Source organism: Pseudomonas sp. AC169 (assembly GCF_979258515.1).
This window is the reverse complement of the sequence record NZ_OZ409866.1, coordinates 4720560-4746235: the sequence shown is the minus strand read 5'-3', so window position 1 is coordinate 4746235 and position 25676 is coordinate 4720560. Positions and strand designations below refer to the sequence as shown.

The following is a 25676-nucleotide window of genomic DNA, read 5'->3' as shown; positions in this document are numbered from 1 at the left end:
TGCCGGGTTTCCGTTTAACCCGCCATCAATGATGGCGGTTTTTATGTTTGTTCTTGTGTTTGTGGCCACCGCCCGAATGAGAGCCACCATCGTCACCCAGGTTATTACCGATCGCACCACCCGCCGCGCCGCCCAACCCTGCGCCGACAGCCGAACCAGTTGACCCGCCCAGACTGTTGCCAACGACCGAGCCGCCCGCCGCACCGAGGCCTCCGCCAATGGCAGCTTCGGTTCGATTGCGTTTATTCGCCCCCACTGCACCGCCGGCCGCGCCACCCACACCAGCACCGACCGCCGCGCCAGTGCTACCACCGAGTTGTCCGCCGACCACATTGCCGAGTACGCCACCCAGTCCACCGCCCACGGCTGCCGAACCATCACCAGCGGCCATCGCCCCTTGTGCTACCAGCAAACCGAAAAACAGTGCAGATAATGACAAGCGCATATGAACCTCACAGTTCCCAAAGCGGGACAGTCCGCCCAGACATGGGCCTATGTGAGATTGGAGACGCAAACGGGAAAAACGTTCAGCCATGAAAAAGCCCGGCATCAAGCCGGGCTTTCTCTGACAAACGATCAATCTCAGTGACGCTTATGCCCTTTGGACAGGTTGCTGCCCACCGCGCCGCCAGCCGCACCGCCCAGGCCTGCACCAATCGTGGCGCCAGTCTTTCCACCGAGGCTGTTGCCAATCACCGAACCACCGGCCGCGCCAACGCCGCCACCAATTGCCGCTTTGGTCCGGCTACCCTTGCGCGCCGTCATTGCGCTGCCCGCCGCGCCTGCTACACCAGCACCAATGGCTGCGCCAGTGCTGCCGCCCATTTTCTGGCCGACGACATTACCCAGCGCGCCACCCAGACCACCGCCCAGCGCAGCGGTGCCATCACCGGCGGCCATTGCACCTTGAGCAACCAGAAGCCCCAGAACCAGAGCAGGCAGTGTTAAACGCATGACGAAAACCTCAAAAATTGGGATGACAAAAAGGGCCGGGATTTAATGCCGTCGTCGCGCGAAAGTCCAGCCGAAATCACAGGTCTGCGCGCACTCGGCGCCGATTGGACAGCGATTCCGGAAAAGGTTTTATGACAGGCAAAAAAAAGCCCGCTGGGGAGACGGGCTGGAGACTTGCTTTCTAACGGATGGCTTCACCCTACCGCGGTAGACGTGAAAAGTTTGTGAAAGCCCAATGCATTCCCGAACAAGGTGCGTAGGACGTGTCCTCATTCAATCAGCCATAAAAAAACCCCGTTCAATGACGGGGTTATGCAGTGACAGATTATTTTCTGGATCGCGCGCTGACCTTGGGCAAAAATTTTGCCTTCGGCCCTCTCGGTGCTGTGGATTTGATCTTGCCGGTCTGCACCCGGTCCTCGCCAAAGCCTGACTGGTACTCGGTCTGGCCGCACCGTACGCAGTTGTTGAAGGAAAATTCAGCGCCATCATCTTCGATATACGGATCAGTCATACCATCGCCCCTTCGCCACCGGTCGACACCGGCAAAAACCCATTCGCCTGAAAAAATATCGACCTCCAAGGCTTTTGAGACTAGCCGGTCATTCCTGGACTTGTTATTCAGATCTCCTGACGCCCGACGAATGGCCTACAAAAACTCAACGCGAAGAATTGCCGTTGGTCCTACACCGCTAAAGAATTGCGCAGACAGGCCGTTGCCCTTTTTCACACAAATGAATCTCAAGGAGAGAACATGCAAATCAACGGATTCCCGAATCTGCCCGTCGTAAAGCTCACGGACGAACAAATCGCAGCCGGAAAAGCCGGAGCGGAAAAACTCAAGGACAAGATCGCTTCGGGTGAAATCACCATCAAAAATCCGGGTCCGGATACGCCGGTTCTGCAGCCTGGCGTCATTTACCATCCGAGCCAGCCGGTGCAACCGAGTCAACCTTCCGACACACCTCCGCTTGTCGCTATCGACACGCCGCTGACCTATGACGATAAAGGTCTGGTGATCCTCAAGCCGCAGGGCTGATGGCGTAGAAAAAGAGCCCACCCATTATCTGGATGGGCTCACATGACCAGCGATCAACATTCAGCGCAATTTCACCGCCGTCCCCGTCGCAAACACCACAACCATCCCGCCCTTCCCGCCAGGCATGCTGATCTCGAAGTCCACCCCGACCACTGCATCCGCCTGCAAAGCACGCGCCCTCTCCCTGATTTCTTCGGTGGCCTGAACACGAGCCTCCTTCAAAGCCCGCTCTAGCGTCTGCGAACGTCCGCCGAAAAAGTCGCGCATACCGGCGAACATGTCACGAATCACATTGACGCCCTGCACCGACTCGGCACTGACAATGTCTAGGTATGCCGTGATTTGCCGACCTTCAATGGTATGAGTGGTGGAAATGATCATGGATGTCGTCCCTATACGGATGAATAAATTCGCGATTGTAATAGCTCAAAGCGGACTTCACGCCGCTGCCAATAAAATCCAGACGGCAGAAACCACAAAACCCCTGACTTCTTTCGAAATCAGGGGTTTTGTGTACTGAATGTGGCGGTGAAGGAGAGATTCGAACTCTCGATACAGTTTCCTGTATACACACTTTCCAGGCGTGCTCCTTAAGCCACTCGGACACTTCACCGTATCTCTTCAAACATGTTCTGTCTGTCGAGGCGCGCTAATGTAGTCGAAAGCTTTTCCGATGGCAAACTTTTTTTCAGAATTTTCATGCGGTTAAGAGAAAAAGTCGTTTCGCCGGCTGACGGGTCATGGCAAACCGGCCAATCTCCGGTGGGCACGACCCTTCTATATAGAAGCAGAATGCCTCGTTGCGCTGGGTGAGCCGGGAAACGGTGACTGGCGAGTCAGTCACGGCGCTTTACCTGGCCAGCGACGGTGGGTAACGTCTGCCGATCTTTCTTACAAGGAATAGCGTCATGAGTGAGTTGATTTCCTACCACCTCGAAGACGGTATCGCGACCCTGACCTTGAGCAACGGCAAGGTCAATGCCATTTCTCCAGACGTGATTGCGGCATTCAACGCGGCGCTGGATCAAGCGGTGACTGATCGTGCCATCGTGATCATCACCGGTCAGCCGGGGATTCTGTCCGGCGGCTATGACCTGAAAGTGATGACCGCCGGCCCTAAAGAAGCCGTGGCGCTTGTCACTGCCGGTTCGACGTTGGCGCGTCGCCTGCTCTCTCACCCGTTCCCGGTGATCGTCGCGTGCCCGGGTCATGCTGTGGCCAAAGGCGCTTTCATTCTGTTGTCTGCTGATTACCGCATTGGTGTCGATGGCCCGTTCAGCATCGGTCTGAACGAAGTGCAGATCGGCATGACCATGCACCACGCCGGTATCGAACTGGCTCGCGATCGCCTACGTCGCTCGGCATTCCACCGTTCAGTGATCAACGGCGAGATGTTCGATCCAAAAAGCGCTGTGGATGCCGGTTTCCTCGACAAGGTCGTTGCCGCCGAGGAACTGCAAGGCGCCGCCCTCGCCGCTGCGCGTCAGCTGAAGAAGATCAACATGCTCGCGCACAAGAACACCAAATTGAAAGTGCGTAAAGCGCTACTGGAAGCCTTGGATAACGCGATCATCCAGGACCAGGAGCATCTGGGTTAAGCCTGGACTCAAGCAAGTGAAGAAAAGCCCGACCGTCGTGTCGGGCTTTTTCTTGCACGCTTGGTTTAAAACGCAGCGACGGCTCTAGGACAGGTCTGACCCTCCATTCTGAAACATGCGCTTAAACATCGGCTATCTCCGGACTCTATAGCGGCAATTGCCGAAAACAGTGCACATCCGTACACTGCGCCACCTTTTGTCCCGGTGGGGCCTGAAAATGCTGTTCGTGTTTCGTATGTTATTGATGGGCCTGCACTTTATTCTGGCTGGTGTGCTCGGAGTGATTCTCGGCATATGCCGCCCGTTCAATCCGGACAACAGCCGTCTGTGCGCCCGTCTCTACGCGCTGCCGGCGATGTGTATTTTGCGTTTAAGAGTGAAGTCCGATGTCAGCGGTTTGATGAACAAACCCGACAGCTGCGTGATCATCGCTAACCATCAGTCCAACTATGATCTGTTCGTGTTCGGCAACGTAGTGCCGCGCCGGACCGTGTGCATCGGCAAGAAAAGCCTCAAGTGGGTGCCACTGTTCGGGCAATTGTTCTGGCTGGCCGGCAATGTGTTGATCGACCGTGGCAATGCGCACAAGGCGCGCCAATCGATGCTTACTACAACCAATACCTTGCAGAACGAAGACACCTCGATCTGGGTGTTCCCGGAAGGCACGCGCAACCTTGGCGAGGAATTGCTGCCCTTCAAGAAAGGTGCATTCCAGATGGCGATTGCTGCCGGCGTGCCGATCGTGCCGGTTTGCGTCAGCAGTTACATCAAGCACATGCGCCTGAATCGCTGGCGCAGCGGGAAAATCCTCATACGCTCGTTGCCGGCAATTCCTACAGCCGGATTGACCATGGACGACATGCCCATGCTCATCAATCAGTGCCGCGAACAGATGCGCGAGTGCATTGAATCGATGGATCGGCAACTGCAAGCCGTTTAAAAACAAACCCGCCCTGTGCGGGTTTTCTTTTGCCGGCTGAACTGTACAGATTTCACTGACTCTCAAGCAGCGACACGGCTAAGCTGAAGCCTTGCATTCCCTGCCACCTGCCAAGAAGAAGTGAATCACCACCATGGGTCGAGTTGTTGCTGCTGCGGTGTACAGCGCAGGCAAGAAAGTCACCAATATTACCCTCGACGAAGGCGCTGCCTGGGCCGCGAAAACCGGTCACTTTGTCTGGATCGGTCTGGAAGAGCCGGACGCTCAGGAGCTGTCCAACCTGCAACGTCAGTTCAATCTCCATGAGCTAGCGATCGAAGATGCCCTGGAAAAACACAGCCGACCGAAGCTGGAAACCTTTGGCGACGCTTTGTTTATCGTCACCTACTCGCCTATCCGTGAAAACGGCGTTCTGCAATTTATCGAGACGCACATTTTCGCCGGCAAGGGCTACATCATTACCGCGCGTAACGGCCACTCGGCGTCCTACGCCCATGTCCGCCAGCGCTGTGAGGCGCGTCCGCTGTTGCTGGAGCATGGGGAAGACTTCGTACTGTATGCGTTGCTCGATTTCGTCATCGAGAACTACCAACCCGTGGGCGAAGCGATCCATGCTGAGATCGATGAGCTGGAGCGCAACGTGTTGTGTAGCGCACTGAATGAGCGTGACATTCAGAAGCTGCATGGCTTGCGCCGTGACGTTGTGCGCCTGCGCCGGTACGCAGCGCCAATGGTGGAGATTGGCGAGGAACTGCAGAAGCTGAGCTTCCCGTTTATCGACAAGAACATGCGCCCGTATTTCCGCGATGTGCAGATCCACGTAACGCGGCAGATGGAGGACCTGAGCACATTGGCCGACATTGCCAGCCAAACCATCGAGATCGGTGTGCTGCTCGAGGCCTCACGGCAAAGTGTGGTGCAGCGCAAATTTGCTGCCTGGGCGGCGATTCTGGCGTTTCCGACGGCGGTGGCGGGGATTTACGGAATGAACTTCCAGAACATGCCGGAGCTGAGTTGGCATTACGGCTATTTCGGTGTGCTTGGGTTTATTACGGTGGGATGTGTGAGTTTGTGGGCGAGCTTCAAGAAGTCGGGGTGGTTGTAAGTCAAACCGGGTTGACCGGACTAATCGCGAGCAGGCTCGCTCCCACATTGATCTCTGTTGAATCGAAGATCTATGTGGGAGCGAGCCTGCTCGAGAAGCTTTTAGCCTTAGGCTGTTTCTGGCTTATGCGCCACAAAGCGCATCATCCATTCCGCTACCGTAGCGCCATGGTGTTCCTGCTCCAGACTCGCCACGCCGTTGCTGTAGATCTGCGAGCCCAGTGCTTCCTGACGCAAATCCAGCAGCGCCCGCGAATAATCGTGGATGAACTCCGGGTGCCCCTGGAAACACAACACCTGATCGTTGATGTGGTACGCCGCGAACGGGCAGAAATCGCTGGAAGCAATGACCGTGGCGTTTTCCGGCAGCGCGGTGACCTGATCCTGATGACTGATCAGCAGCGTCAGTTCTTCACGCACCGGGCTCATCCACGGTGCCTTGGCCGCGAGTTTGTAGTTGTGGGTGCCAACACCCCAGCCCTGCGTCGCACGCTCGCTCTTGCCACCGAGCAGCAGTGCCAGCAGTTGATGGCCGAAGCACACACCAAGAAGCTTGTCGCCACGCTCGTAACGGGTCAGCAGGTATTCCTTGAGGGTCTGGATCCACGGATCGGTGCCGAACGAATCGGCCTTGCTGCCGGTGACCAGGTACGCGTCGAAGGTCAGGTCGTCGCTTGGGTAATCGCCCTGCATCACGTTGTAGACGGTGAACTCGGCGGCGATCGGTTGCTGCGAGAACAGGCGCTGAAACATCTGCCCGTAACCCTGATATTGATCGACCAGTTCCGGACGCAGGATGTCGGTTTCCAGAATGCAGATGCGTAGCGACATAAAAAATACCTGACACGTGATGGGAATAATGAACACCCCAGAGCCTGCCTTGAAACCCCATGGCAAGGCAAGCCCCGAAGTGCAAGCGCCCTTAGAACATTTCACCTTTCGCAGCTTTATCCAGCAGCAGCGCCGGCGGCGCGAAACGCTCGCCATATTGCTCAGTCAGATACTGCGCACGAGCGACGAAATCTTTCACGCCATACTGGTTAATGAACTGCAACGCACCGCCGGTCCACGCCGCAAACCCGATACCGAAGATCGAGCCGACGTTAGCATCCGCCGTCGAGGTCAACACGCCCTCCTCCACACAGCGCACGGTTTCGATCGCCTGCACGAACAACAACCGATCACGCACGTCTTTGGGCGAAATCTGCCCGTCGGACTTCTCGAAGCGCGCCTTCAACTCGGGCCACAAATGTTTCTGACCACCGGCCGGATAATCATAAAAACCGCCACCCGCCGCCTTGCCTGGGCGCTTGTATTCGTTGAGCAGCAAGTCAATCACGGCGAAGGCCGGGTGCTCAATCAGCGGTTTCCCTTCTGCCTGTAAGTCTTTGGCGGTTTGCTGGCGGATATGGCTCATCAGACTGAGGGAAACTTCGTCAGAGATCGCCAGAGGCCCGACCGGCATCCCGGCCTTGCGCGCCTCGGTCTCGATCATCGGCGCACTCACGCCTTCGCCGAGCATGGCGATGCCTTCGTTGGTGAAGGTGCCGAATACCCGCGAAGTAAAGAAGCCACGACTGTCGTTGACCACGATCGGCGTTTTCTTGATTTGCAGAACGAAATCAAAACCTCGGGCGAGGGTTTCATCACTGGTGCTCGCGCCTTTGATGATTTCCACCAGCGGCATTTTTTCTACCGGGCTGAAGAAATGCAGGCCGATGAATTTGCTTTGATCCGGCACCGCCGTTGCCAGACCGGTGATCGGCAGCGTCGATGTATTCGAAGCGATGACAGCTTCGGCACCCACAACCCGTTGCGCTGCCGCAGAAACCTTGGCCTTGAGTTCGCGATCCTCAAACACCGCTTCGATGATCAGATCGCAACCAGCCAGATCCGCATCGCTTTCGGAGGGTTTGATCCGCGCCAGCACAGTCTCACGCTGTGAGGCTGACATCTGTCCGCGAGCGACTTTCTTGTCCAGCAACGCTGCAGAATGTGCTTTGCCCTTCTCGGCAGCAGCCAGATTGATGTCCTTGAGCACCACCTCTATGCCCGCCGAAGCGCTGACAAAAGCAATCCCCGCGCCCATCATCCCTGCGCCGAGCACGCCGACCTTCTGCGTCTTATAAGGCGCAAAACCCTGCGGCCGCGAACCTCCGGCGTTGATCTCATTAAGTTGAAACCAGAACGTGCCAATCAGGTTTTTCGAAATCTGCCCGGTGGTCAGTTCGGTGAAGTAACGGGTTTCGATCAAGTGCGCGGTGTCAAAATCGACCTGAGCGCCTTCGACTGCCGCACAGAGAATCTTCTCCGGCGCCGGCATTGTCCCTTGGGTCTTGCTGCGCAGAATCGACGGCGCAATCGCCAGCATCTGCGCGACTTTCGGGTTCGACGGCGTACCGCCAGGAATCTGATAGCCCTTCACATCCCAACGCTGTACGGCGGTCGGATTGGCAACGATCCAGGCGCGCGCCTTGGCCAGCAATTCATCGCGATCCGCCGCCAACTCATCGATCAAACCGGCCTGCAACGCCTGTTGCGGGCGCACTTTTTTGCCCTCGAGCAGGTACGGCAGCGCCTTCTCGATCCCGAGCATGCGCACCATGCGCACCACTCCGCCGCCGCCCGGCAGCAGGCCAAGCGTCACTTCCGGCAGACCGAGCTGTACCGATGCATCGTCCAAAGCCACGCGGTGGTGACAGGCGAGGCAGATTTCCAAGCCACCGCCAAGCGCCGCACCGTTGATCGCCGCGACCACCGGTTTGCCGAGTGTTTCCAGAGTGCGCAGTTGCGCTTTGAGGGTCAGCACCATGTCGTAGAAGGCTTTCGCTTCTGGCTTGCCGACTTTGATCAGCTCGTTGAGGTCGCCGCCAGCGAAGAACGTTTTCTTCGCTGAGGTGATGATCACGCCGGCAAGGCTGTCTTTTTCTGCCACCAGACGGGCCACGCACGCGGCCATCGCCTCGCGGTAGACGGCGTTCATGGTGTTGGCGCTCTGGCCCGGCATGTCGATGGTCAGCACGACGATGCCGTCCTGGCCTTTTTCGTAACGAATGACTTCGCTCATAACAAGGTTCCTTGAATTCGGGGCTCAGAGGCGTTCGATGATGGTGGCAATGCCCATGCCGCCGCCGACACACAGCGTCGCCAGGCCATAGCGCAGGCGTCGCGCTTCCAGTTCGTCGAGCAGGGTGCCGAGGATCGCGCAACCGGTGGCGCCCAGCGGATGACCCATGGCGATGGAGCCGCCGTTGACGTTGACCTTGTCCGGGTCGACCGCCATGTCCTTGATGAACTTCAGCACCACCGAAGCGAACGCTTCGTTGACCTCGAACAGGTCGATGTCTTCCACGCGCAGCCCGGCCTTGGCCAGTGCCTTGCGCGTTGCTGGCGCGGGGCCGGTGAGCATGATGGTCGGATCGGTGCTAGTGACCGCTGTGGCAACAATGCGCGCCCGGGGTAGCAGGCCCAGCGCACGCCCCTTGGCTTCGGAGCCGATCAACATCAGCGCGGCACCGTCGACGATCCCGGAACTGTTGCCCGGGGTGTGCACATGATTGATCCGCTCGACATGGCTATAGACCCGCAGCGCCGTGGCGTCAAAGCCCATCTGGCCGATCATTTCGAAACTCGGCTTGAGCTTGCCCAAACCTTCAAGAGTCGATTCGGCGCGAATGAACTCATCGTGATCGAGCAGGATAATGCCGTTCTGGTCCTGCACCGGCACCAGCGATTTGTTGAACGAACCATCAGCCCGCGCCCGTGCGGCTTTCTGCTGCGAGTGCAGTGCATAGGCGTCGACGTCGTGACGACTGAAACCCTCAAGCGTGGCGATCAGGTCGGCACCGACGCCTTGCGGGGTAAAATGGCTGTGCAGGTTGGTCTGCGGGTCCAGCGCCCAGGCACCGCCATCGCTGCCCATCGGCACCCGCGACATCGATTCGACGCCACCGACCACCACCAGATCTTCGAAACCGGAGCGCACTTTCATTGCGCCGAGGTTCACCGCTTCCAGTCCCGAAGCGCAGAAACGGTTGATCTGCACGCCCGCGACGCTGACGTCCCAATCGGCCACTTGTACCGCGGTTTTGGCGATGTCCGAGCCTTGATCGCCAATTGGCGTGACGCAGCCGAGCACCACGTCATCGACCTGACTGGTATCCAGCGAGGTGCGTTGTTGCAGCGCCGTCAGCAGGCCGGCCACCAGATTCACCGGTTTGACGCTGTGCAAGGCGCCATCGGCCTTACCTTTGCCGCGGGGCGTGCGTAACGCATCGAATATCAAAGCTTGGGTCATGACGTCCTCGAACCTGTGCGGGGAGTGATTTCTTGTGCCTCCACTCTTGATCCGAGCGGCCATGGATTCAATGACCACAGCGCTCAATGCGGTTGACGCACGCGCTCAGACGGACGGTCATCGGCCGTCGGGTGAACCGGTTCAGGTCGGCGAGTTGTCTAGCCAGCGGGCGGCAAAGAAGCTGGCAATACGCCTCATGCTTTTTTAATCGCGATTGGCTGCAACTCCATATGAAATGGATCTAAGCCATGCGTGACGCGGGCCCTAAGGTAGAACATGTACGTCATGGTCGTCGGGTTTTGCCGAGACAGGCGTTCTTTAACAGGAAGTGCAACGCGTGCCGTCATGGATATGCAGGCAAGCATCAGGAAATAACAATAAAGGCGGTCAAGCCATGTTCAAACAACCGAAAGTTCGTCAAGCAGGGCTCATTCTTTTCGCCACGACGCTGTTGTTGATTTTGCCGAATCTGACCAAAGTCATCGGCTGAATCGAGCGGCAGGTGCTGTTCATCGCCACTGAAAATGTGACTGGCCCGCTACCCGGGCCAGCGTGGCTGTGCCAACCTTGGCGCACTCCCACGACATGGACGGCGATCATTTGAAAGCGCTCATTGTGTTCGGGGCCATGCTGCTGAGCGTGCCCTTGTCTGCCGCACAGTTGGATCTGCAACTGGGCGCAAGCAGCCGCACCTGGCAGACCGAGGAATTGCTCAAGCATCCTCAAGTGCAAACCCTCACGATCAAAAACGATGTGTCCTACAAAAAGGACATGACCTATCGCGCCGTGCCCATGGCCGCGCTGCTGACCGGGATCAAACCGCAGGATCACCTGCAAGCGGTGGCACTGGACGGCTTCGCCGCAGAATTGGCTGCGGCGCCGTTGCTTAATCAACAAGGCGCGCGAGCGTGGCTGGCGATTGAAGACCCCGCCCAACCGTGGCCACCGCTGTCCGAAGGCAAGCACAGCGCCGGGCCCTTCTACCTGGTGTGGACGGATCCTCAGGCCGGCAATATCAGCCCTGAACAATGGCCGTTTGAAGTGGCGAGCATCAAGCGTATGGCGCCGGTGGCCGAGCGTTTCCCTGCCCTGCTGCCGGATCCTGCGTTGAAGGCCGATGACCCGGTGAATCTGGGCTTTGCGCTGTTTCAGAAAAATTGTCTGGCGTGTCACCGGTTAAACGGTGCGGGCGATGCGCAGTTCGGACCGGACCTGAATATCCCTTACAGCCCGACCGAGTATTTCGCTGCAGATTTCTTGAAGCGCTACATTCGTGATCCGCAGAGTTTGCGTCAGTGGCCGCAGGCGAAGATGCCGGGGTTTTCGGAGGCGGTGTTGCCGGAGGGGGATTTGCAGATGTTAGTGGGATATTTGAAACACATGGCCGGGCGCAAAGTTAAGCCGTAACGCCATTTCCCCTGTGGGAGCGAGCCTGCTCGCGAAAGCGGCGTGTCAGACACTGCATCAGTGACTGATAAACCGCCTTCGCGAGCAGGCTCGCTCCCACAGGAGTACGGCGTTTACTGTTGCTGGACGGAGATTACGGGCGTCGGCGAGACGAATACTTTTGCATGCATCTGCTCACACCCCCCACCCCGGCGCATGCCACGCACCGGGCAGGCATCCAGATAATCCAGACCCACCGCCAGTTTCAAGTGTCGCTCCGGCCGCGCCAGTTGATTGGTCACGTCGAAGCTGTACCAGGCGTCATCCAGCCACGCTTCTGCCCACGCATGGCTGGCCAGATGCTCGCAATCCTCGCTGTACAAATACCCCGACACATAGCGCGACGGAATCCCGAGACTACGGGCGCAAGCCAGAAACGCGTGAGCATGATCCTGACAGACACCCGCTCGCCCGGCGAAGGCCTCGGCGGCGCTGGTGTCGACTTCGGTCGAACCGGGCGTATAAGTCATGTGCTGATTCAAACCGTGCATCAGATCGATCAGCGCCGTACGATCACGCCGTTGCTTGCAGGATTTCTCGGCGAACGCACGCAACGCCTCATCGGCCTCGGTCAAACGGGTAAAGCGCAGGAACGGCAGCGCCGACTGGCTCTCATGTTCAGCCTCACGCAATTCGTCGATATCGACCTGCCCGCGCGCGCCGATGATGATCGCTTCGTGCGGTTCGTCCATGGTCAGCACATGCAGGATATTGCCGAACGGATCGAGCTGCGCACGCACCGGGCGCGGCAGGTCGAGCTGCCAGCTCAACACGTGCTGGCGCTCGCTGTCGTGGGGTGTCAGTCGCAGGTACTGGATGCTCGCCCGCACCTGATCTTCGTAGTGATAGGTGGTCTCGTGGCTTATGGAAAGTCTCATGCAGCCTCCAGATAGGAACTGTGAATGGCGTTACCCAACTGGCGCACCAGCGGGATGAATTCGGTCAGCCAGGCGTGCAGGCCTTCCTCGAGAATTTCGTTGATGCCGGTGTAGCGCAGGCGCGCGTCCATTTCCGCCGCCAGACGTTGTGCCGGTCGGCCATTGGCGCCGGGTAACTGCGCAAGAATCTGATCGATCTCTTCGGTGCAGGCCCGCAGCGAGCGCGGCACATCGGCGCGCAACAACAGCAGCTCGGCAACATGCCGGGCGCCCGGCGCGTCACGGTAGATTTCGGTGTAGGCCTCGAACGACGACAGTGCGCGCAGCAAGGCACTCCATTGGTAATACGCGTGGGCCGTGCCATCACTGACCGCTTCGGCCTGATCGCCAGCCATTTCATAACGGGCATCGAGCAATCGCAGGGTGTTGTCCGCGCGCTCGATAAACGTCCCGAGACGAATGAAGCGAAACGCATCATTGCGCATGATCGTGCCGTAGGACGCACCACGGAACAGGTGCGAACGCTCCTTGATCCATTCGCAGAAACGGCTCATGCCATAGCGACTGAGGCCCTGCTCGGCGATCCCGCGAATCTCCAGCCACGTCGCGTTGATGTTCTCCCACATGTCCGCCGTGATACGTCCACGTACCGCATGAGCACTGGCCCGTGCCGCGCCGAGGCAGCTGTAGATGCTCGCCGGGTTGGCTGCATCGAGGGCAAAAAAGTGCAGCAGCCGTTCGGCATGCAACGCGCCGTGACGTTCCAGGTAATCGTCGAGGGTGCCGGTGATGAGCAGCGGCATGGCCAATTCGTGCAGACCGTCGCCGCGACCGTCCTGCGGCATCAGCGACAGCGAATAACTGATATCGAGCATCCGTGCGAGGTTTTCCGCCCGCTCCAGATAACGCGACATCCAATACAGATCCGAGGCAGTTCTACTTAACATGGCAAGCTTCCTTCAATCCTCGACCACCCAGGTGTCCTTGGTTCCGCCGCCCTGGGAGGAATTCACCACCAGAGAGCCTTCGCGCAGTGCGACGCGAGTCAAACCGCCGGGCACCACGCGGGTTTCGCGACCGGACAAGACAAACGGACGCAAGTCGATATGGCGCGGCGCGATGCCGTTTTCGACAAAGGTCGGACAGGTCGACAGCGACAGCGTCGGTTGTGCGATGTACGCGTGGGGCTTGGCTTTGATGCGCTCGCGAAAGGCGTCGATTTCCGCCGTTGTCGACGCCGGCCCGACCAGCATTCCGTAACCACCGGAGCCCTGGGTTTCCTTGACCACCAGATCTGGAAGATTGGCCAGCACATGGGAAAGTTCAGACGGGTTGCGGCACTGCCAAGTCGGCACGTTCTTCAGGATCGGTTCTTCGTCGAGGTAGAAACGGATCATGTCGGTGACAAACGGGTATACCGATTTGTCGTCCGCCACCCCAGTGCCGATGGCGTTGGCCAGCACCACGTTGCCGGAGCGATAGGACGACAGCAGCCCCGGCACACCGAGCATCGAGTCCGGGTTGAACGCCAGTGGGTCGAGGAATGCGTCGTCGAGACGGCGATAGATCACGTCCACCGCTTTCGGGCCGTCAGTGGTGCGCATGAAGACCTTGTCGTCTCGCACGAACAGATCCGCACCCTCGACCAGTTCAACGCCCATTTCCCGGGCCAGGAACGCGTGTTCGAAAAAGGCACTGTTGAAGCGCCCGGGCGTCAGCACCACTACGCTCGGATCATCAATCGGACTTGAGCTTTTCAGGGTGTCGAGCAGCAGATTCGGGTAGTGATCGATCGGCGCGATACGTTGCGCGGCGAATAGCTCCGGGAACAGGCGCATCATCATCTTGCGGTCTTCGAGCATATAGCTGACGCCGCTCGGCGTGCGCAGGTTGTCTTCGAGCACGTAATAGGTGCCATCGCCATCGCGCACCAGATCGACGCCGGAGATGTGCGAATAGATATCGCGGTGCAGATCCAGGCCTTGCATCGCCAACTGGTATTGCTCGTTGGCCAGCACCTGTTCGGCAGGAATGATCCCGGCCTTGATGATGCGTTGCTCGTGATAGAGGTCGGCGAGGAACATGTTCAGCGCCTTGACCCGCTGGATGCAGCCGCGTTCAACGATCCGCCATTCACTGGCAGGAATACTGCGCGGAATGGTGTCAAAAGGAATCAGGCGCTCGGTGCCCTGCTCGTCCCCATAGAGCGTGAAAGTGATCCCGGCGCGATGGAACAGCAGATCGGCCTCGCGTCGCCGCTGGGCCAGCAGTTCGTCAGGCGTATCGGCCAGCCATCGGGCGAACTCCCGATAATGCGGGCGAACCTGGCCGCCGGCATCGTACATCTCATCAAAATAGGTGCGGATCATGCCGTACTCCTTGTCACCCGGACATACAGGCCTTCGCAAGGCCCGTGCCATCGGCATAAACGCTTTGATTTCAATCGGTTGGAAATACACGCCGCAGGCACCGCACCATTCCTGTGCGGCAAATGCCCCAACCGGATTGCCCCCGCTTCATTGCGACGCACTGCATCGCCTATCACCAGCATAGTCAGAGTTGATTTCACTGCCCGGCGGCGCTTGCGGATAATCCGCGCATTCGCTGCAAAACTTGCTCGGCCACAGCGTCGGCAAGCGATCAGCTCAACTGACCTGGACTGCCTGCGCAGCCCACCCAGCCTTAACCCTGACCGGTTTCCTCTCCTTATCGGTCTTCCCTTTTAGCCACCCTCTCCGGTGGCTTTTTTTTGCCTTGGATTCTTGTTTCAGGGTTTTGCCACAACGATTTACGGGCGCCGGAAACGACAACGGCCAACCCGAAGGTCAGCCGTTGCTCAACTGTTGAATCAAGAGATCAGTTCAAACGATGGCGGTTACGCACCTCCTGCTTGACGCCCCAGCCTTCGATGATGCCGCCCAGCGGTTCGACTACGGCAGAGAAACCCTGCTCGAAATCGCCAATATCGTCGTACGTTGCATACATCACTTTGCTCAATTCCAGCGCCCACGCACCGTCATCACGCACGCTGACCTGGGCATTGATGGATTCACCGCGAAATTTGCCTGCTGCCCTGCGCGCCCGCTCCTCGTCGGGGAAAATCGCGTAGAACTCGATGGGATGGAATCGGGAAAAATCGAAACCGCCTTCTTTCATGCGGCGCAGAACATTGCTGCTGATGTCTTCTTGATAGGCTGTGCTCATGAATCGTCCCCCTCGCATAGATGGATAGACTTTCCGTATTCCCGCCCCGGGCCTTTGGCCAAAGTACTACGGCAACGTGGTTGCACGCGGGAAACAAGCATGTAGCTGACAAGACCAGACCTTAGCGATCCGTTCGCTGATCTCGCTTGCAGAGTAGCCCCAAGTCAGAGCCGCTGCCAAGGCCTGGTGTGAAAGGTGACAGGAAGAATGTCAGACGGGAGTAATGCTGCGGATTTCGATGCTGTTCTGGGTTTTCAGGCTTTTCACCCCGGCATCGGCGGTGCGCCCTTCCAGATCGTTCAGATCCAGTTCGGCGGCGACAGGGAGTAGTCGCGCCTTGACCATTCGAGCGGCCTCATCATCAGTGGGGCATTCCGTCTGCTCGAACACCTCATCGACAATTTCACCATGATCGTCCACGAAAGTGACTTTCCACTTTTGCATCGGTGCCTCCTCGATCAAACCCGCAAATGGGCTTACACCTAAATCGACTGGTGCGCCGAAAGTTGGTTCAAAAGGATTACAGCGGGCGAAGATGAAAAAAACGACATCAACTGTAGGTGCAAGCAAATGTGGGAGCGAGCTTGCTCGCGAAAGCGGAATGTCATTCAACATCTTTGTTGGATGACCAATAGCTTTCGCGAGCAGGCTCGCTCCCACAGGGGTTTTGCAGTGCTCTTTTAGTCGTTGCTTGGCTTGTTGATCGCCTGCAGCACGTATTGTGGCAAGGCGAACGCGCCGATGTGGATTTCCGGGTTGTAGTAGCGCGTAACGATGCCGCTGCCGATGAAGCGCTGCTGCAGGGTCTCACGGCTGAGTTTGCGGTAGGCCGGGTTGGTCGAGCCCCAAGCGAAGGTCATCGAGCCGCCGATGTAGGTCGGCACGGCTGCCTGGTAGAAGTGCCAGTCCGGGAACAGGCTGTTCAGGCGACCGGCGGTGGTTTTCACTTCGTCGATCTGCATGAACGGCGTGCCGTTCTGGGTCACGAGGATGCCGCCCTCGTTCAGGCAGCGATGGCAGGCCTGATAGAAGTTCTCCGAAAACAATACTTCGCCCGGGCCGATCGGGTCGGTGGAGTCGGAGATGATCACATCGAATTTTTCAGTCGTGGTGGCGACGAAACGCATGCCGTCGTCGATCACCAGGTTCAGACGTGGATCGTCGTAGGCGCCGCTGGAGTGGTTCGGCAGGAACTCTTTGCACATGTCGACCACGGTGCCGTCGATCTCGACCATGGTGATGTGCTCGACACCGGCGTGCTTGGTCACTTCGCGCAACATGCCGCCGTCTCCGCCGCCAATGATCAGCACGCGTTTGGCGCTGCCGTGGGCCAGAATCGGCACGTGAGTGAGCATTTCGTGGTAGATGAATTCGTCGGCTTCGGTGGTCTGGATCACGCCGTCCAGTGCCATGACACGGCCCATGCGCGGGTTCTGGAAAATCACCAGATGCTGGTGTTCGGTGCGCACTTCGTGCAGCAGTTTTTCCATGCGAAAACGCTGGCCGTAGCCTTCGTAGAGGGTTTCCAGGTACTCGCTGGTTTTGGTGACGGTCATGGTGAAGTGCTCCGATGAATGCGCGGGCGCCAATCGTGGGGACGATTGCCCGGGAAAGGCGCGCATTCTACGTTGCCGAAGATGACAGGTCGAACCTCACAACCACAATCCCTGTAGGAGCTGCCGAAGGCTGCGATCTTTTGATGTTGATTGTAAAAAAACAAGATCAAAAGATCGCAGCCTTCGGCAGCTCCTACAGGGTATGCGGTGTTAGCTGATTCAGATCCGCACGTTGCCCCGTGGCCCGGCAATCGCCCAGATGATCAGGCCCAGTACCGGCAGAAGGATGATCAGCAGCACCCAGACGATTTTCATCCCGGTGGTCGCGCCGCTTTTCAGCACATTGATGATGGCCCAGATGTCGAGGGCAAGGATGATCAGGCCGATCAGACCGTTGAACGTGGAACCCATGGTGTCGCTCCAGAATAGTGGCATGCACTTTTAGGATAGACGGTCGCGCGCAGGGTTCCCTTTTATTGCTCTCAGACGTGAACGGCGATCTTCAAGGCTTCGAGCGAGGGCGCGGCGGCGATGCCGACTTCGGCGCACAGTTCCAGCACCCGAGGCACGTCATTGCCGAAGACCAGGACCATTTGCAGTTCGTCGTCGAGCAACTGGCTGAAGTTCATCAGCGTGTAGCCGCCATTTTCCTTGTTCATGCTGCTCATCTGCACCTGGATGCGATTGAGCGCGGTCAGTGCTTCGGTCTTGGCCAGTTGCTTGGGCTTGAGGTTGAAATCCACGCCCGGGCCGAACGAAGCAACGATCTGCGCGAACAGGTCGACATAGGTGTCGGCCTGGAACAGCACGGTTTCCGGCAGGCTGCCGACCACGACCCACTCACCCAGCGGGATCGGGAAGGTGTCGTCGTAGTTGATGTCCGGATTGGCTGCCAGAAAGGCATCGGCGTCGGCATAGGCCTGTGCCGCTTCGTCGGCGACCTTCAGTATCTCGTCCTCGCCCATGCAGCCGGAGCTGATTTTGCTGATGAGTTCGACGAGTGAGGCTTTCATGAGAGCGGATCCTGTGACGAAGGTAAAATTTGAGGGCGCGAAGGATAGCGCATTCTCCCCTTCGCCACAGTCCATCAGATTGGATTTCAGCCCAACAGTTTTTCCAGTTGCGCGGTGGTGTCGACTGCGCCCATGGTGCGCGCCGCGTCCAGCGCCGTGACGCCATTGGCATCCTTGGCTTGCGCATTGGCGCCTTTGCTGACCAGGTAATCAACGATCTCAACGCGGTTGAACATCGCCGCCATCATCAGCGCAGTCCGGCCATCAAACGACGAACCTTCGATCTCGGCGCCCGCTTCGACCAGCGCCTTGACCACCGCCAGATCGCCCTTGAACGCCGCTCCGGCAATCGGGCTCTGGCCGTTGCCATTGCGCATTTCCGGATCGGCCTTGTGTTTAAGCAGTACGTTCACCGCATCAACATGCCCGTAATAACTGGCCAGCATCAACAACGTGTCGCCCTTGCTGTTTTTCAGGTTGACCGGCAAACCGGCGGTGACCAGGCGATCAAGCATTTCGGCATCACCGTCGCGCGCCTTGTTGAAAACCTGCTCGGTGAATTCGGCAGCTTCTTCAGGGGTCATCTGGCGGCTTTGGTCGGACATGGGCAACTCCACTTTCGGTCAATCGGAAAGCCGACAGTTTCCCGAGCGCGACGCTGGCTGTCACCCCCTTTTTCTCAAGACAGCTCATAGCCAGATTCAATAACGGTGCTTGCCCTGATGAATTTCCGCCAACACCTCGTCGGTGACCCGAACGTAAGTTTGCGTGCCGGGCAGCCATGCGTATATAGGGTCATCGCCCGTCTGGCCGGGGTCGAAACCTTCATTCTTCAGTCGGGTTTTCTGGTATTTGAAGGTGCCTGTGGTTTCCATTTTCACCTTCACTCGCAGAAATAACGGCACCGCGTAAGCCGGCATACGTTCGCGGGCGAAGGTCAGCAACTCAGCGAAATCCAGGGTTGCGAGGGATTCCGCCGGCGTGATCGCCGCCATGCCGGCGCGGCCGTTGGTATTGCGGATCTCTACGCCATACGCCACCGCCTCGGAAATATGCGGATGTTGCAGCAACAGGTTTTCGACCTCAGTGGTCGAGACGTTTTCGCCCTTCCAGCGATAGGTGTCACCCAGTCGATCAACAAATTGTGCGTGGCCGAAACCGATGTTGCGCAGCAGATCACCGGTGTTGAAAAACCGGTCTCCCTTGGTAAACACGTCATGCAGCACGACCTTGGCGGTTTTCTGCGGATCGGTGTAGCCGTCCAGCGGCGCCTTCTCGTCAATTCGCGCCAGCAACAGGCCCTGCTCGCCTTTGCCGACCTTGCGCATAAAGCCGTCGTCGCTGCGGATCGGCTCGCCGCTGTCGTGGTCGTAGACGACCAACTCCCAGGCCATCAGCGAGAAACCGATGGTGTTGTCGAAGTTGAGAATATTGGTGAAGCCGATGTTGCCGTCGCTCGCCGCGTACAGCTCGCAGATGTGATCAACAGCGAAGCGTGTCTTGAATTCGGCCCAGGCGCCGGGGCGCAAGCCATTGCCGATCATCTTGCGCACATCGTGACGGCTGTCATCGGCGCAGGCCGGTTGATCGACCAGGTAACGGCACAACTCGCCGACGTAGCCGATGGTGGTCGCGCGGTAGCGGCGCACGTCGCTCCAGAACTGGCTGGCGCTGAACTTGCGACGGATCGCAAAGCCAGAAGCACCGTTGACCGCCGAGCCCCAGCACACACAGAGACCGGTGGCGTGATACAGCGGCAAGGTGCAATACACGACGTCATCGGGGCTCATATTGAGGGCGATCATGCCGAAACTGGCGGAGCTGCGCATCCAGCGCCCATGCTTGAACACTCCGGCCTTGGGTAGGCCAGTGGTGCCGGAGGTGTAAATGTAGAAACACGGATCGTCGAAAAATACCTGCTGACTGCTCGGCGGATTCTCGCTGGAAGCATCGGCACTGACGCTGATCAGATTGACGTAACCTTCGGGCGCAATGCCCGGATGGCTATAGGTGTCCTGATCGGCGACGAACCAGGTGCGCGGCGTGGTAATCGTCACTTGATCGCGGATCACCGCATACGCCGCAAGCAGCTCTTCGCCCACGACAATTGCCACCGGCGCCACCAGATTCACGCTGTGGATCAGTGTGTCGCGCGTCTGCGAGGTATTGAGCAGCGCGCTGACCGCACCGACCTTGGCCAGCGCCAGAATGGTCACCAGCAGTTCCGGGCGGTTTTCGATAAACACCGCGACCACGTCGCCCTTGCCGATGCCCTGCGCATTCAGATAGTGGGCTATGCGGTTGGCCCACTGATTGACCTGCGCATAGGTCAGCGATACATCGCCCTGCAACAACGCCGGTCCCGCGGGATTGCGCAGCGTCGCTTGCTCGAACGTCCAGCCAAGGCCACAGCTTTGAGTCGGATCCGTGACATTGGCCACCTTCATGCCTTTGACCACCCGTGGGATGGCTTTGGCAATCATCGGCAGTTTGCGGAGCATCATGCCCCAGGTAATCGTGTCGCTTGGCGCGTGACTCATGGAAGCTCCCCGTTCGACCTTGGCGTGCAGGTCGATGTTTTTATTTTTCGGGCATTGGCTTGAAGCAACCGACGCGTTCGAGCGCGGGCCGAGATCGAAAATACGTCAGCGCTTCTCAGGCTGTACACGCGGTTTTTGCAATGTTTTGTATCCGCTGATCGGCCAGCGGTGGTGGTGATCACTGGGCTGACGATTGGTTCCGTGGATTCGACAACGATCCCGCAAAATGCAGGATGCACGATGGCCATTCATGCAGTTTGCACGACACCAGAAATTTGCACGATTTTCAAGTTGTTGATTTATAAGGATTTTATTATTTTCAAATGCTGGCACAATCGCTGCAACCTCCTCTGCATGCTTGCCATTCAAGTGCATACGGAGCTGAAAGACATGAGCCTGATCCAAGAAAAATTTACCTCCCTGTTCTCCAACTTCGACGTCACCACTGCGCCACGCCCCGATGGCGGGATCCTGCTGACCCTGCGCAGCAGCGATGGCAAAGTGTTTAAACGCGCACTGACTTATCAACAACTGCATGCCGGCGACCAACTGTCGTGGGCGATCAGTGCCATTCGTCGCGACTTGGCCGAACAGGCCAGTGAGCTGCCGCAAATTGCAATGCTGCAGAGCCAGCAACGTTTTGCGCTGCCGACGTATCACTCGCTGTAATTTTTAAAGCGCTTTAAACAAAACAGGCCGTGGAGCATGCGCTTCACGGCCTGTTTTTTTGTGTTGATGCAAAACCCTGTGGGAGCGAGCTTGCTCGCTCCCACATTAGATTTGTGTGGATCAGAAAGCTTCGGGTTCTATGCCGGTGAAGGTGTCGACGGTGATGTGGCTGCCCAGCTCCCCGCCTTCGCGAGCCAGGCCGCAGGTTTGCAGGCCGGCAGACTGCGCAGCGTCCAGCTCTTCTACGATGTCCGAGAGAAACAGGATCTCCTGCGGTTCAACGCCAATGGCTTGCTGAATATTGGTGTACGACTGCGCCTCACGCTTGGGCCCTGACGTGGTATCGAAATACCCGCTGAACAGCGGCGTCAGATCCCCCGCCTCCGAGCAGCCGAAAATCAGTTTCTGCGCCTGAATCGAGCCTGACGAGTACACAAACAGTTGATAACCCGCAGCATGCCAGCGCTGCAGCGCTTCAACGGCATCCGGGTAAACATGTCCCTTCAACTGACCGGCGTGATAACCCTGGGCCCAGACCATGCCTTGCAAGGCCTTGAGCGGGGTGGCTTTGCGGTCTTCCTCGATCCAGCTCAAGAGAATTTCAACAACCCTTTCAACATCCGCCTGCGGTGCATTGCTGTCACGGCGCACGGCTTCGAGCTGCTCGGCCACATCGGCGCGTTCGGCGTTCTGGCGGACGAAATCCGGCAGGTGCTTGGCCGCATACGGAAACAGCACGTCAAACACGAAACTCACCGCGCTGGTGGTGCCTTCGATGTCAGTGACAATGGCTTTGATCGACATCGAATCAGTCCTCCAGACGCGGGAAGCGGCCGGCGATGTCTTCGCCGGTGAAATTGGCAACCCAGCCTTCAGGGTTGTTGAACAGGCGAATCGCCACGAAGTGCGGATGCTCGCCCATGTCGAACCAGTGTTTAGTGCCGGCCGGTACCGAGATCAGATCATTCTTCTCGCAGAGTACCGCGTAGACGTAATCGTCGATGTGCAGGGTAAACAGCCCACGGCCGGCGACGAAAAATCGTACTTCGTCTTCGCCATGGCGATGTTCTTCGAGGAACTTGGCGCGCAGTTCGGCTTTTTGCGGGTGATCGCTGTTCAGGCTGATCACGTCGACGGTGATGTAACCGCGCTCGGTCATCAGTCGGTCGATCTGCTCTTTATAGGCGCTGATCACTTCTTCCTGGGTAGCGCCAGGCTGGATCTTGGCGGCGGCTTGCCAGCGGTCGAAGCGCACGCCCTGCTCGGCCAGGGTCGAGGCGATGTCTTCAAAGTGGGTCAACACTTTGTTGGGAATATCGGGGCTGGAAACGTGATAGACGGACAGGCTGCTCATTGGGGCAATTCCTCGGTATCGGCCTTGCCGTCCGGTTCTTGCAGACCGGTCGGGCACAGCATTTCATCAGGCAAATGGGCTACTTCTGGTGAAGTCAGCCTTGGCGGTTCATGACGCTGCGGGTTTTCAACTCGCATTCAAACAGAAATTCAAAGGCCTCGATCTGCCGCAGCGCGTCGTTCATCTGCGCGCCCCAGGTGTAGAGGCCGTGGCCGCGGATCAGATAGCCGACGCAATCGGGATGGGCGTCGAGCCAAGGCTGCACCTTGGCGGCGAGGCGCGCAATGTCCTGATCGTTGTCGAAAATCGGCACCCGCACCCGCGATTCATGGGTCGAGATGCCGCTGAAGGCTTTTTGCAGTTCGTAATCTTCGAACTCGATAAAGTCTTCCGGCGTCAGGCGCGACAGCACCGTGGCATTCACCGAATGGGTGTGCAACACCGCGCCGATCTCCGGACGCCAGCTATACAACTGAGTGTGCAGCAAGGTTTCGGCGGACGGCTTTTTGCCCGGCTCCAGACTGTTGCCGGAAAGGTCGGTGGCGAGCACATCGTCCAGACCCAGCTGGCCCTTGTGCTTGCCCGAGACCGTCAGCAGCGCTTCGCTCGGCGACAGACGTGTCGAGTAATTGCTGCTGGTGGCCGGCGACCAGCCGCGACCATACAGAAAACGCCCGGCATCGACGATTTGCTGGGCGAGTTGTTCACGCGTAAGGCTCATGGCCTGTCCTCTTGCATACGTGTGGCAATGATAACGGCAGCAGCGAGCGCCGCGAGACTGGCAATACTAAAGGTCAATGTCGCGCCGAGGGCATTCCAGCTGTAACCGGAATACAACGCGCCCAGCGCTCCGCCGGTGCCGGCGAGTGCGGCGTACAGCGCCTGGCCCTGGCCTTGCTGACGCGCACCGAAGCTACGTTGCACGAACGCGATGGCAGCGGCGTGAAAGCTGCCGAAGGTCGCCGCGTGCAGAATCTGCGCGAACAGCAACACCCAAAGAAACTCGGCGAACGAACCTAGCAGCAACCAGCGCAGCGCCGCCAGCAGAAAACTCGCCATCAGCACCCGGCGCAGGGAAAAGCGCGCAAGTATTCGACTCATGGCCATGAACATCAGCACTTCGGCGACCACACCCACTGCCCAGAGCATGCCGATGGTGCCGCGTGTGTAGCCAAGTCGTTCAAGGTGCAAGGTCAGAAAGGTGTAATACGGGCCGTGGCTCATCTGCATCAGCGCGACGCAGCCATAAAACGCCAGCACGCCGGGATTGCGCAGTTGTTTGAGGAAACCCTCACCGTTCGGCCGATTGCCTTGCGGCGGTTGCGCGTTCGGCACCCACAAGCTGCTGAGGACGATGCCGGCCATGATCAGCACCAGCGCCGCCGGGTAGATGTCGAGGCTCAGCCATTCGAACAGACGACCGAGCACGACCACGGTGATGATGAAACCGATCGACCCCCACAAACGAATCTGGCTGTAACGCGAAGTTTGCCCCTGCAAATGCGCCAGCGTAATCACTTCGAATTGCGGCAGCACCGCGTGCCAGAAGAATGCGTGCAGCGCCATGACCATCGCCAGCCAGGCGTAGGTCTTGCTGACGAAAATCAACGAGAAAGTCAGCAGCGTACACACCGCGCCGAAGCGCACGATGGCCAGGCGTTTGCCGGTGTAATCGCCGAGCCAGCCCCAGATGTTCGGCGCCACGCAGCGCATCAGCATCGGGATGGCGACCAGTTCACCAATCCGCGCCGGACTGAAGCCGAGGTGATCGAAATACAGCGCCAGAAACGGCGCTGTCGAACCGAGCAAGGCGAAATAGAACAGATAGAAACTGGACAGCCGCCAGTAAGGGAGCGCCGCCACGCCGGTTATGCCGCGACGGCTTTAAAGCCCGCCATCAAAGCTGACCCAGCACCGGCGTGCTCACGCGCACATCGGCGTTCTGCCCACGGTGACGCAGCAAGTGATCCATCAGCACAATGGCCATCATCGCTTCGGCAATCGGCGTGGCGCGGATGCCAACGCAAGGGTCGTGACGGCCCTTGGTGATGACGTCGACCGGGTTGCCGTGGATATCGATCGAACGGCCCGGGGTGGTGATGCTCGACGTCGGTTTCAACGCCAGATGGGCAACGATTGGCTGACCGGACGAGATGCCACCGAGAATGCCGCCGGCATTGTTGCTGAGGAAACCTTGCGGGGTCATTTCATCGCGGTGTTCGGTGCCGCGTTGGGCGACCGAGGCGAAACCGGCGCCGATTTCCACGCCTTTGACTGCGTTGATGCTCATCAGCGCATGGGCCAGTTCAGCGTCGAGACGGTCGAAAATCGGCTCGCCGAGACCCGGCATCACGCCTTCGGCAACGACGGTGATCTTCGCCCCGACCGAGTCCTGGTCGCGACGCAATTGATCCATGTAGGCTTCCAGCTCAGGGACTTTGTCCGGGTCCGGGCTGAAGAAAGCGTTCTCTTCCACCGAATCCCAGGTCTTGAACGGGATTTCGATCGGGCCGAGCTGGCTCATGTAGCCGCGAATGACGATGCCTTGGCTGGCCAGGTATTTCTTGGCGATTGCACCGGCCGCCACGCGCATCGCGGTTTCGCGCGCCGAGCTGCGGCCACCGCCACGGTAGTCGCGCTCGCCGTATTTGTGGTGGTAGGTGTAGTCGGCGTGGGCCGGGCGGAACAGATCCTTGATCGCCGAGTAGTCCTTGGACTTCTGGTCGGTGTTGCGGATCAGCAGGCCGATCGAGCAACCGGTGGTGCGCCCTTCGAACACCCCGGAAAGGATTTCGACTTCGTCGGCTTCCTGACGCTGGGTGGTGTGGCGGCTGGTGCCGGGCTTGCGGCGATCGAGGTCGCGCTGCAGGTCTTCGAGGGAGATCTCCAGGCCCGGCGGGCAGCCGTCGACAATGGCGACCAACGCCGGACCATGGCTTTCGCCAGCGGTGGTGACAGTGAACAACTTGCCGTAGGTATTGCCGGACATGCAGGACGCTCCGTGAAATCAAACCCAAATTCGTGATGCGCGCCAGTATACGCAGGCTAACCGAGTAGTTCATCCTCGAACCTTAGTGGTGCTGG

The 25676-nt window shown here is 58.5% G+C and carries 28 protein-coding genes and 1 tRNA gene; 6 read left to right on the top strand and 23 right to left on the bottom strand.

The window, feature by feature from the left end; all coding sequences use genetic code 11:
• Positions 1-25: 25 nt before the first annotated feature.
• The 3 genes from ACZZ0G_RS21335 to ACZZ0G_RS21325 all read right to left on the bottom strand — a co-directional run bounded on the left by ACZZ0G_RS21335 (position 26) and on the right by ACZZ0G_RS21325 (position 1468).
• Positions 26-445: a YMGG-like glycine zipper-containing protein gene (locus ACZZ0G_RS21335; RefSeq protein WP_463557420.1), complete on the bottom strand. Its 420-nt coding sequence runs from the start codon at positions 443-445 to the stop codon at positions 26-28.
• Between the two features lie 137 nt (positions 446-582).
• Positions 583-954: a glycine zipper domain-containing protein gene (locus tag ACZZ0G_RS21330; RefSeq protein WP_463557419.1), complete on the bottom strand. Its 372-nt coding sequence runs from the start codon at positions 952-954 to the stop codon at positions 583-585.
• 325 nt (positions 955-1279) lie between these two features.
• Complete coding sequence (locus ACZZ0G_RS21325; protein ID WP_463557418.1) at positions 1280-1468, bottom strand: hypothetical protein; 189 nt, start codon at positions 1466-1468, stop codon at positions 1280-1282.
• A gap of 240 nt (positions 1469-1708) precedes the next feature.
• On the opposite strand from ACZZ0G_RS21325, the gene ACZZ0G_RS21320 reads away from it, so the two are divergent.
• On the top strand, positions 1709-1993 hold the full coding sequence (locus tag ACZZ0G_RS21320) for a hypothetical protein (RefSeq protein WP_008080979.1): 285 nt from the start codon (positions 1709-1711) through the stop codon (positions 1991-1993).
• 60 nt (positions 1994-2053) lie between these two features.
• Here the strand turns inward: ACZZ0G_RS21320 and ACZZ0G_RS21315 are convergent, their stop codons facing one another.
• Together ACZZ0G_RS21315 and ACZZ0G_RS21310 are read right to left on the bottom strand one after the other, a co-directional pair.
• On the bottom strand, positions 2054-2374 hold the full coding sequence (locus ACZZ0G_RS21315; RefSeq protein ID WP_007914076.1) for a YbjQ family protein: 321 nt from the start codon (positions 2372-2374) through the stop codon (positions 2054-2056).
• A 142-nt stretch (positions 2375-2516) separates the two neighbouring features.
• Positions 2517-2606: transfer RNA gene (locus ACZZ0G_RS21310), tRNA-Ser, on the bottom strand.
• A gap of 295 nt (positions 2607-2901) precedes the next feature.
• Here ACZZ0G_RS21310 and ACZZ0G_RS21305 point away from each other — a divergent pair.
• The 3 genes from ACZZ0G_RS21305 (at position 2902) to ACZZ0G_RS21295 (ending at position 5636) form a co-directional block, all read left to right on the top strand.
• Positions 2902-3591 (top strand): crotonase/enoyl-CoA hydratase family protein, encoded by a 690-nt coding sequence (locus tag ACZZ0G_RS21305; protein WP_095120025.1) that lies wholly within the window; start codon positions 2902-2904, stop codon positions 3589-3591.
• A 217-nt stretch (positions 3592-3808) separates the two neighbouring features.
• Positions 3809-4531, top strand: a complete 723-nt coding sequence (locus ACZZ0G_RS21300; RefSeq protein ID WP_463557417.1) for a lysophospholipid acyltransferase family protein — start codon at positions 3809-3811, stop codon at positions 4529-4531.
• 133 nt (positions 4532-4664) lie between these two features.
• Positions 4665-5636, top strand: coding sequence for a magnesium and cobalt transport protein CorA (locus tag ACZZ0G_RS21295; RefSeq protein ID WP_141129874.1), 972 nt, complete (start codon positions 4665-4667; stop codon positions 5634-5636).
• A gap of 107 nt (positions 5637-5743) precedes the next feature.
• On the opposite strand, the gene ACZZ0G_RS21290 is transcribed toward ACZZ0G_RS21295, so the two are convergent.
• The 3 genes from ACZZ0G_RS21290 to ACZZ0G_RS21280 all read right to left on the bottom strand — a co-directional run bounded on the left by ACZZ0G_RS21290 (position 5744) and on the right by ACZZ0G_RS21280 (position 9932).
• Positions 5744-6466 carry an amidotransferase gene (locus ACZZ0G_RS21290; RefSeq protein WP_463557416.1) on the bottom strand — a complete coding sequence of 241 codons (723 nt, stop codon included), beginning with the start codon at positions 6464-6466 and terminating at the stop codon, positions 5744-5746.
• A gap of 91 nt (positions 6467-6557) precedes the next feature.
• Positions 6558-8702, bottom strand: coding sequence for a 3-hydroxyacyl-CoA dehydrogenase NAD-binding domain-containing protein (locus ACZZ0G_RS21285; RefSeq protein ID WP_463557415.1), 2145 nt, complete (start codon positions 8700-8702; stop codon positions 6558-6560).
• 24 nt (positions 8703-8726) lie between these two features.
• Positions 8727-9932 carry an acetyl-CoA C-acetyltransferase gene (locus ACZZ0G_RS21280; RefSeq protein ID WP_463557414.1) on the bottom strand — a complete coding sequence of 402 codons (1206 nt, stop codon included), beginning with the start codon at positions 9930-9932 and terminating at the stop codon, positions 8727-8729.
• A 585-nt stretch (positions 9933-10517) separates the two neighbouring features.
• On the opposite strand from ACZZ0G_RS21280, the gene ACZZ0G_RS21275 reads away from it, so the two are divergent.
• Positions 10518-11339, top strand: coding sequence for a c-type cytochrome (locus tag ACZZ0G_RS21275; RefSeq protein ID WP_463558871.1), 822 nt, complete (start codon positions 10518-10520; stop codon positions 11337-11339).
• A 113-nt stretch (positions 11340-11452) separates the two neighbouring features.
• Here ACZZ0G_RS21275 and ACZZ0G_RS21270 read toward each other — a convergent pair whose 3' ends face one another.
• From ACZZ0G_RS21270 to ACZZ0G_RS21225, 10 genes are all read right to left on the bottom strand, one after another.
• Positions 11453-12256 (bottom strand): transglutaminase family protein, encoded by an 804-nt coding sequence (locus ACZZ0G_RS21270; protein WP_034151732.1) that lies wholly within the window; start codon positions 12254-12256, stop codon positions 11453-11455.
• Complete coding sequence (locus ACZZ0G_RS21265; RefSeq protein ID WP_007914063.1) at positions 12253-13203, bottom strand: alpha-E domain-containing protein; 951 nt, start codon at positions 13201-13203, stop codon at positions 12253-12255. The genes ACZZ0G_RS21270 and ACZZ0G_RS21265 overlap by 4 nt, the downstream gene beginning before the upstream one ends.
• A gap of 12 nt (positions 13204-13215) precedes the next feature.
• A complete protein-coding gene (locus tag ACZZ0G_RS21260) occupies positions 13216-14625 on the bottom strand; it encodes a circularly permuted type 2 ATP-grasp protein (protein ID WP_016982906.1) in 1410 nt (469 codons plus the stop codon).
• A gap of 487 nt (positions 14626-15112) precedes the next feature.
• The gene (locus ACZZ0G_RS21255) at positions 15113-15460 is read right to left on the bottom strand and encodes a ribonuclease E inhibitor RraB (protein WP_007914059.1); all 348 of its coding nucleotides are present in this window, start codon (positions 15458-15460) and stop codon (positions 15113-15115) included.
• 210 nt (positions 15461-15670) lie between these two features.
• The gene (locus tag ACZZ0G_RS21250; RefSeq protein WP_463397090.1) at positions 15671-15904 is read right to left on the bottom strand and encodes a hypothetical protein; all 234 of its coding nucleotides are present in this window, start codon (positions 15902-15904) and stop codon (positions 15671-15673) included.
• 236 nt (positions 15905-16140) lie between these two features.
• Positions 16141-17016 (bottom strand): polyamine aminopropyltransferase, encoded by an 876-nt coding sequence (gene speE / locus ACZZ0G_RS21245; protein ID WP_016982904.1) that lies wholly within the window; start codon positions 17014-17016, stop codon positions 16141-16143.
• Between the two features lie 219 nt (positions 17017-17235).
• The gene (locus tag ACZZ0G_RS21240; protein ID WP_007914053.1) at positions 17236-17427 is read right to left on the bottom strand and encodes a PLDc N-terminal domain-containing protein; all 192 of its coding nucleotides are present in this window, start codon (positions 17425-17427) and stop codon (positions 17236-17238) included.
• A 71-nt stretch (positions 17428-17498) separates the two neighbouring features.
• Positions 17499-18029 (bottom strand): hypothetical protein, encoded by a 531-nt coding sequence (locus ACZZ0G_RS21235; RefSeq protein ID WP_463557413.1) that lies wholly within the window; start codon positions 18027-18029, stop codon positions 17499-17501.
• Between the two features lie 86 nt (positions 18030-18115).
• Positions 18116-18634 carry an ankyrin repeat domain-containing protein gene (locus tag ACZZ0G_RS21230; protein ID WP_463557412.1) on the bottom strand — a complete coding sequence of 173 codons (519 nt, stop codon included), beginning with the start codon at positions 18632-18634 and terminating at the stop codon, positions 18116-18118.
• Positions 18635-18730: 96 nt separating this feature from the next.
• On the bottom strand, positions 18731-20569 hold the full coding sequence (locus ACZZ0G_RS21225) for a long-chain-acyl-CoA synthetase (RefSeq protein ID WP_463557411.1): 1839 nt from the start codon (positions 20567-20569) through the stop codon (positions 18731-18733).
• Positions 20570-20959: 390 nt separating this feature from the next.
• Between ACZZ0G_RS21225 and ACZZ0G_RS21220 the strand changes: the two genes are divergently transcribed.
• Positions 20960-21238 carry a DUF3509 domain-containing protein gene (locus ACZZ0G_RS21220; protein WP_008080936.1) on the top strand — a complete coding sequence of 93 codons (279 nt, stop codon included), beginning with the start codon at positions 20960-20962 and terminating at the stop codon, positions 21236-21238.
• A gap of 120 nt (positions 21239-21358) precedes the next feature.
• On the opposite strand, the gene mtnC is transcribed toward ACZZ0G_RS21220, so the two are convergent.
• The 5 genes from mtnC to aroC form a co-directional block, all read right to left on the bottom strand.
• Entirely contained in the window at positions 21359-22042 is a 684-nt protein-coding gene (mtnC, locus tag ACZZ0G_RS21215; protein ID WP_463557410.1) for an acireductone synthase, read from the bottom strand.
• Positions 22043-22046: 4 nt separating this feature from the next.
• Positions 22047-22592 carry a 1,2-dihydroxy-3-keto-5-methylthiopentene dioxygenase gene (locus tag ACZZ0G_RS21210; RefSeq protein ID WP_053118683.1) on the bottom strand — a complete coding sequence of 182 codons (546 nt, stop codon included), beginning with the start codon at positions 22590-22592 and terminating at the stop codon, positions 22047-22049.
• A gap of 94 nt (positions 22593-22686) precedes the next feature.
• Positions 22687-23313 (bottom strand): methylthioribulose 1-phosphate dehydratase, encoded by a 627-nt coding sequence (locus tag ACZZ0G_RS21205; RefSeq protein ID WP_034151739.1) that lies wholly within the window; start codon positions 23311-23313, stop codon positions 22687-22689.
• Positions 23310-24455, bottom strand: coding sequence for an MFS transporter (locus ACZZ0G_RS21200; protein WP_311886294.1), 1146 nt, complete (start codon positions 24453-24455; stop codon positions 23310-23312). Before ACZZ0G_RS21200 ends, ACZZ0G_RS21205 begins: the two co-directional genes overlap by 4 nt.
• 34 nt (positions 24456-24489) lie before the next feature.
• A complete protein-coding gene (gene aroC / locus ACZZ0G_RS21195; RefSeq protein WP_008080929.1) occupies positions 24490-25581 on the bottom strand; it encodes a chorismate synthase in 1092 nt (363 codons plus the stop codon).
• Between the last annotated feature and the right edge of the window lie 95 nt (positions 25582-25676).